Raw genomic sequence first — 6586 nt, 5'->3', positions numbered from 1 at the left:
CCCCGCCGAGTCGATCTTGGCGAGACGCTCGGCCTGCAGCGGGGTCGTCTCACCGACGCGCAGCAGATGCGTAAGGCCGACGATGGCGTTCATCGGGGTGCGGATCTCATGGCTCATGTTGGCCAGGAAGGCTGTCTTGGCCAGGGTGGCCGCTTCGGCCACCTCCTTGGCCCGCGCCAGCAGGAGGTCGTGATGCTTGCGCAGGGAGATGTCCACCGAAACGCCCTGCAGGGCCACCGGGCGGCCTCCTGCGTCGCATATCCGCTCGCCCCGGGCCATGATCCAGCCGGTGCTGCCATCGGCGCGGCGGGTCTGCAGTTCCACCTCGTAAGGCGCTCCGGTATCCACGGTGTTGGCCAGTACCGACGACAGCAGTTGCCAGCTATGTGGCTCGAACCAGCTTTCCTGCTCGGTGTAGGCCGGCGGCGGCTTGGTCGGGTCGGCCCCGAACATGCGGTAGAGCTCTTGCGACCACACCACCTCGTTGGTGGCCAGATCGAGCCGCCAGCTGCCCATGCCCGCAATGCGCTGCGCTTCGGCAAGATTGCTCTGGGTCATCCGCAGATCGGTGATGTCGTAGAACCAGGCCAGCTTGGCGTCCTGCCCCTCATAGTTGATGCGCATGAAGGTGCACAGCGCCCACCGCGGCGGAATGCCCGGTTGATGGGGGTTGCGCAGTTCGAGCAGGCGGTTGCTCACCACTCCGCCAGCCCGGAGTGTGCCGTTGATGCTCTCGTAGGCGTCCCGGTCCACATGAAACTCGCTGGCGTCGAGCAGCTCCGCGGGATGATCGGCATCGGCCCCCAGCATGTCGCGGAAGCTCTGGTTCATGAACAGCACGGCATCGCTGTTGAAGGACAGGATGCGCGCCCCGATCGGCGCACGGGAGAGGATGTTGCGCAGGTTCTGCTGCTGGCTGCGCAGGCCGGAATAGTCCTGCACCACCGAGCGGGTCAGCAGGAAATCTCCGCGCTCATCGTATTCTGCGGTGGCCGCCACCAGGCCGGGCAAGAGAGCGCCGTCTTTGCGGACGAACTCGATCTCCAGGTCACCGATATGCCCTTCTGCCACCAGGAGCGGGTAGCGGCTCCGAAAAAGCTCCACCGACGCCGGCACCATGAAATCGGCGATGGGCCTGCCGAGCATTTCGTCCCGTTCGTAACCGAGCCATCGTAGCTCGGTTTCGTTGATGCGCCGCACGATACCGTGCTTGTCCAGCGAGTGGTAACCGCAGGGGGCTTGCTGATAGAGGTCTTCGAGCTCACGGGCCTGGGCCCGGAGCGGCGATTCGGCCCGCTTGACGGCGGTGACCTCGGTCACCAGAACAAAGAAGCCCAGTGCCTGCCCGTCGACCTTGTGGGGAAGGTACTGGGCCCAGGTGAGGGTGGCCTGCCCCGCCGGGGTGATCAGCTCGCGCTCAAACTGCTGGTACTCACCATGCAGGGCGGCATTGATGAAGGGCTCGTTGAGGGCAAACAGGCGGTAGCCGAGCAGCTCGCGCATGTGCATGCCCAGCACCTGCTCCGGCTTGCGGCCGAACCACTTGAGATAGGCAATGTTGGCAAAGCGGTTGCGGAGGTCGGCGTCCCAGTAGGCCACCATGCCGGGCAGGGCATCGGTGATGGTGCGGATGAACTGCTCCCGCTGGACCAGCTCCCGGGTCCGCTCGGCGACCTTGCGGTCCAGCTCGTCGCGCTCGGACTTGAGGGTTTCGTATTGCGTCTGCACCTGCAGGTGGAGGCGGTTGAAGACCTCCATCAGCTCACGCACCTCACGGCCGCCCTTCTCCGGCAGGGTCGGGATGGACTCACCCACGCGGTAGAGGGCGACCTGCCTTGCCGCATCTTCGAGCGGCTTGAGCTTGTATTTCGTCAGCCACCAGACCATCACCACCACAAACAGCATGCCTGCGGCAGCCGTCAGCCAGAGGGTGCGGGACAGGCTCACAAAGGGCGCGCGCACCTCCTCGGCCGGCACATAGGCAGTAATGAACCACCCCAGCTCGGGCAGGCGTTCTGCCACCGAGTAGATCTCCAGCCCTCTGGAGTCGACGGTCAGGTCGAAGGCCGTATAGTTCTCGCTCCGGCGCCGGTCCAGCAGCGGATTGATACCGGGTTTGGGCAGGGGCTGGAGGACGCGCGCCGGATCGGTGCTGGCGACATACACATCGTGCGGGATGGAATAGATGTGATAGCCGCCGGTACGGCCGTTCTTGAGAATGTCGGAGATATAGAAGTGACTGCCCGGCGTGAGCCCCTCCGAACCACACAAAATGGCCTGCACGGCGCCTTTCTCGTTCAGGATGGGGATGGCGAAGATGAGATTGGGCTGGCCCGAGAAGCGCCCGATCAGAGGCACGACCGCCAGATCTTTGGTCTTCAACACCTGGCGCACATAAGGGGAGTTGCTGTAGTCCTTGCCGATGCCCTGCCGCAGGGGCAGCTCGGCAATGCGCCGCCCCTCCGGGGAGATGACGTAGATATCGCGGGAGAAAAGGGCGCTTACGACAAATTTGTCGTTCAGATAGGCTTGCACCCGGGCTTGATCGCGCCAGCCATCAGCGGGCAGGCCTTGCGCAAGTGACTTCAGGACGCGGGTTCTCTCGGCAAGCTCCTGCCGTATCGAGGTAGCCACCCCCCGGACGTTACTCTCCTGTTCGTGGCGTATCTGCTCGATGAACTGGGTCTCGAAGTACTGGGCAGTCAGCGCCGTGACACCGGCAATCAAGGCCGCGAACAAGGCGACAAGGGCCCCGGCCAGCTGTAGGCGCAAGGAATCGAAGCCGATCCACGAGTGGGCGGGGGGGCTGTCCTTGCTGCTTTCCATTGGGGCTGCACCTGGCTCTGCTGGATCGCTCACCCGGATCCAGTTTGTGTCTTTCATGACACATAATCAGATGAACTGAATAGATCTAAAACAGCATAAGCCGCTCGATTGGGGAGTGTCAGTAATTTTGTGTTCGAGGCGGTTTTTCGAGTGGCTCTGCCCATGGGCGTGATCACTCGGTGGCCTTCATCTGGTCACCGCGGGGATGAAGCGCTCGCCGTACAGGATGGCGAATTGGTTCATTGCGGCTTTCCAGTATGTGATCGCGCTCTTCCATTCGGCTGTGATGTTGCGTAGTGCCAGCCAGATCAGCTTGGTGGCCGCTTCGTCCGTCGGGAAGTGGCCCCGTGTCTTGATGATCTTGCGCACACGGGCATTGAGGCTTTCGATGGCATTGGTGGTGTAGATCACCCGGCGGACTTCCGGTGGAAACGCAAAAAATGGGATGACCTCCTCCCACGCTCGGCGCCAGGCGGCCGCCACGGTTGGGAAACGTTGGCCCCATTCTCCCTCTGCAAAACCCTGCAGTGCGGCTTCGGCCGCCTCCACACTCACTGCCTGGTAGATCGGCTTGAGCGCGTCAGTCAGCGCCTTGCGCTCACGGTAACCCGCGTAGCTCAAGCTGTTGCGCAGCAAGTGCACGATGCATGTCTGCAGTGTGCTCCGGGGATACGCCACCGCCAGCGCTTCGCCCATCCCTTTCAAGCCATCGGTTACGGCAATCAGGATGTCGTTGCAGCCGCGCACCTTCAGATCATTGAAGACCTTTAGCCAGAACTTGGCCCCTTCCGTCTGCTCGATCCACAGACCCAGAACGTCTCGGCTCCCGTCAGCCCGGATGCCCAAAGCCAGATACACGGCCTTGTTGCGCACGACCGCATCTTCACGGATCTTGACCCGCAACGCATCGAAGAACACCACGGGATACACGGCCTCGAGCGGTCGGCTCTGCCACTGCAGCACTTCGTCCATGACCGCATCGGTGACCTGACTGATGAAGTCTGCCGATACATCCGTGTGGTACATCTGCAGCAAGAAGGCCTGGATCTCACGTACGCTCATCCCACGCGCGTACATCGCGATGATCCTGTCGTCAAAGCCCGTGAAGCGCCGTTCGTGTTTGCCGATCAACTGCGGTTCGAACTGCCCGGACCGATCTCGCGGGACATCGATGCGCAGCGGGCCGTCGTCGGTCAGCACGGTCTTGCCACTCGTACCATTGCGCTGATTAGCACTGGCTTCAGGCTTCGCCTCACCCTCGGCATAGCCCAGGTGATGACTCAGCTCCGCCTGCAGCGCTCGCTCGATCAAGGCCTTCTTGATCCCGCGCATCACCTCTTCTACCCCACCGGCCGTCATCGGACCCGTCACCACTTGATCCAGCCACTGCTGCGCACCTGCCGGCAGCTCGGCGACAGGAGGCAGCGGGAGCTTCGGTTTCTTCCTTGGCATAACTATTCCTTTCGGGGATTACGTTATGCCTCAAACACAAAAATTCTGACAGGCTCGACTGCACAGCCGTGAAGAAGGATTGCAAGTCCCGTCAGAACGACTGCACCGCGTGGGGAAGGATTACACGCGCTGTCAGGACGATTTCACAGCCGTGAAGAAGGATTGCAAGGCCTGTCAGGACGACTGCAGAACGTGGGGAAGGACTGCAGGCGCTGTCAGGACGATTGCACGACCGTGAAGAAGGATTGCACGCACTGTCAGGACGATTGCACGGCCTGTCAGAAGGATTCACAGCCCCCCGACATCGCGGCACAGCCTTCGGTGCGCTTGCCATCCAGTCCGGCCAGGGCCGGGCTGTCCAGCCAGGCGGCGACGGTGGCGGGGTCGAAGCCGACGACGCGGCCGCTGGCGGTTTCCATGAGGGGGCGGCGGATCAGCAGGGGCTCGGCCAGCAGCAGGGCCAGGGCGCTGTTGCGCTCCAGGGCTTCGGGCACGACCTCGCCGGACTTGACCCGTGGCGCGGCGCGGTTGAACCAGTCGGCCACCGGCAGCGGGTCGAGGAAGGCCAGCAGGCTGTCGGCGGTCCACGGCCAGCTGAGCAGGCTGCGTACCTCCAGGTGGTGACCGGCGGCTTCGAGCCAGGCCTTCTGGCGGGCATTGCCGCCACAGCCGGGTTTCTCATAGAAGACGATGTGGGTCATGGCGGACTCTCCGGAGTGGGTGGCCGCTGGCCGAGGGCCAGCAGGGCCTGGGTCTGGGTGACGATGGCTTCGGCGACCGGCCGGTCGAGGCGCTCCAGCCAGCGCCGGGGCAGGGCGGTGGCGCCGCACTGGGCGCCGTGCAGCATGCCCACCAGGGCGGCGGTGGTGTCGGCGTCGTCGCCGCGGTTCATCGCGCCGACCACCGCGCTCTCGAAATCCGCTTCGCCGAAGCTGAAATGGAACACTGTCTGCAGGGTGTCCACCACGTAGCCGCTGGCCCGCCCGGGGTAGGGCTGGAAGCGGAATTGGGGGTGGTCGGCGATGAAGGCCTCCACGAGCGGCCGGCAATCGGACAAGCGGCCGCCCAGCAGCAGGCGCCTGACCATCTGTCCGCAGATCAAGGTGGCGGCATCGGACAGGCTGTTGTGGTGGGTGAAGTGGGCCTGGGCCAGGCTGCGGCTGCGGAAGGCGGCCTCGTCGGAGAGGGTGGCCAGCACCACCGGCAGGTTGCGCATCACCGCGCCGTTCCCGGCGTCGCCGTCGGAGGGCGGGCCGGCCAGTGAGCCGTCGGCCATGTAGCGGCGGATGCCGCGCCGGCAGGTATTGCCACAATCCACCGGCTTTCCGCGCAGCCAGGCCACGTAGGCTTCCGCCACCGCGGTCATGCACCAGCCGTCGGCGTCGAGGATGGCCTTGCCCAGGGCCAGGCACATGGTGGTGTCGTCGGTGACCTGACCGGGGGCCAGCTTGAGCCAGCCGCCGCCGATCATCTGGCGGTGCACGCCGTACTGGGCGGCGATCTCGCGGACGGTCATGAACTCCACGGTGGCGCCGAGGGCGTCGCCCAGGGCGAGGCCGAGGTAGCTGCCGAGGGCGCGGTCGAGCTGGCTGCCTGGGCGCAGGCCGGCGGGCAGCAGGCTGGACTGGGGGCGGAGGAGGGCGTCAAGCATAGCGGGCGACCACTTCGTATTCGCCGCCGATGACCAGCACCTCGCCTTCGCCGGCGAGGGGGGCACCCGGCAGCAGCCCGGGGAAGAACAGGATCTTCACGGTGGGCACGCGGGCCTCGAGGATCCAGTCGCCGAACTCGTCGGCGCGCTCCCGCGAGGTGGAGAAGGACACCATGTTGTTGAGACGCAGCACGCAGGCCCGGTCGCGCCGGTCGCCGGCGATGACCCGTTGCTCGTTGAAATCATTGACGCCCCGCCACAGGGTGAGGAAGTCCCGGGCGGGCTGGCCGAAGCGGGCGATGGCCCACTGGCAGTATTCGTAGAGCAGGTCGAGTTGCTGGTGGATGCAGTTGTTGTGGAAGCGGCTGCTGCCCTTCTCCTCGATGTAGGTGATCCAGGCTGGCGAGGGGAAGCGCCCGAGGGGAGCCTTGTGGAAGGTCGGGACCAGGCCGAAGCGGCTTTCCGCCCAGCCCTTCAGCACCGCGCCTGCGGCGGAGTTGGCGTCCAGGCCCCAGCCCTGCAACAGCTTCAGGTAACTCGAGCGGTGACGCCCGCGGGGGTTTCGGCTGGCGCCCGGTTCAGGGGGCGCCAGACCGAAGACGATTTCCATGAAATGACGGAAAACCGCCGAGGCCGCCGGCAGGTCGCCGGCGCTGT

At 64.8% G+C, this 6586-nt stretch carries 5 protein-coding genes; all 5 read right to left on the bottom strand.

Annotated elements, in window-relative coordinates:
- A partial coding sequence (locus J0L98_RS20790; RefSeq protein WP_296414066.1) for a PAS domain-containing protein occupies window positions 1-2826 on the bottom strand: 2826 nt, incomplete at its 3' end.
- A 186-nt stretch (window positions 2827-3012) separates the two neighbouring features.
- Window positions 3013-4278, bottom strand: a complete 1266-nt coding sequence (locus J0L98_RS20785) for an IS256 family transposase (protein ID WP_296414064.1) — start codon at window positions 4276-4278, stop codon at window positions 3013-3015.
- 278 nt (window positions 4279-4556) lie between these two features.
- Window positions 4557-4979: an ArsC/Spx/MgsR family protein gene (locus J0L98_RS20780; protein WP_296414062.1), complete on the bottom strand. Its 423-nt coding sequence runs from the start codon at window positions 4977-4979 to the stop codon at window positions 4557-4559.
- Window positions 4976-5929, bottom strand: a complete 954-nt coding sequence (gene draG, locus J0L98_RS20775; protein WP_296414060.1) for an ADP-ribosyl-[dinitrogen reductase] hydrolase — start codon at window positions 5927-5929, stop codon at window positions 4976-4978. Before draG ends, J0L98_RS20780 begins: the two co-directional genes overlap by 4 nt.
- Window positions 5922-6586, bottom strand: a 665-nt coding sequence (locus J0L98_RS20770; protein ID WP_296414058.1) for an NAD(+)--dinitrogen-reductase ADP-D-ribosyltransferase, incomplete at its 5' end; no start/stop codon positions are given. The genes J0L98_RS20770 and draG, both read right to left, overlap by 8 nt.

This window comes from Zoogloea sp. (genome assembly GCF_017302315.1).
GTDB lineage: Bacteria > Pseudomonadota > Gammaproteobacteria > Burkholderiales > Rhodocyclaceae > Zoogloea.
Note: the sequence above shows the minus strand (reverse complement) of the source record. Positions and strands in the feature narration are given on the sequence as shown.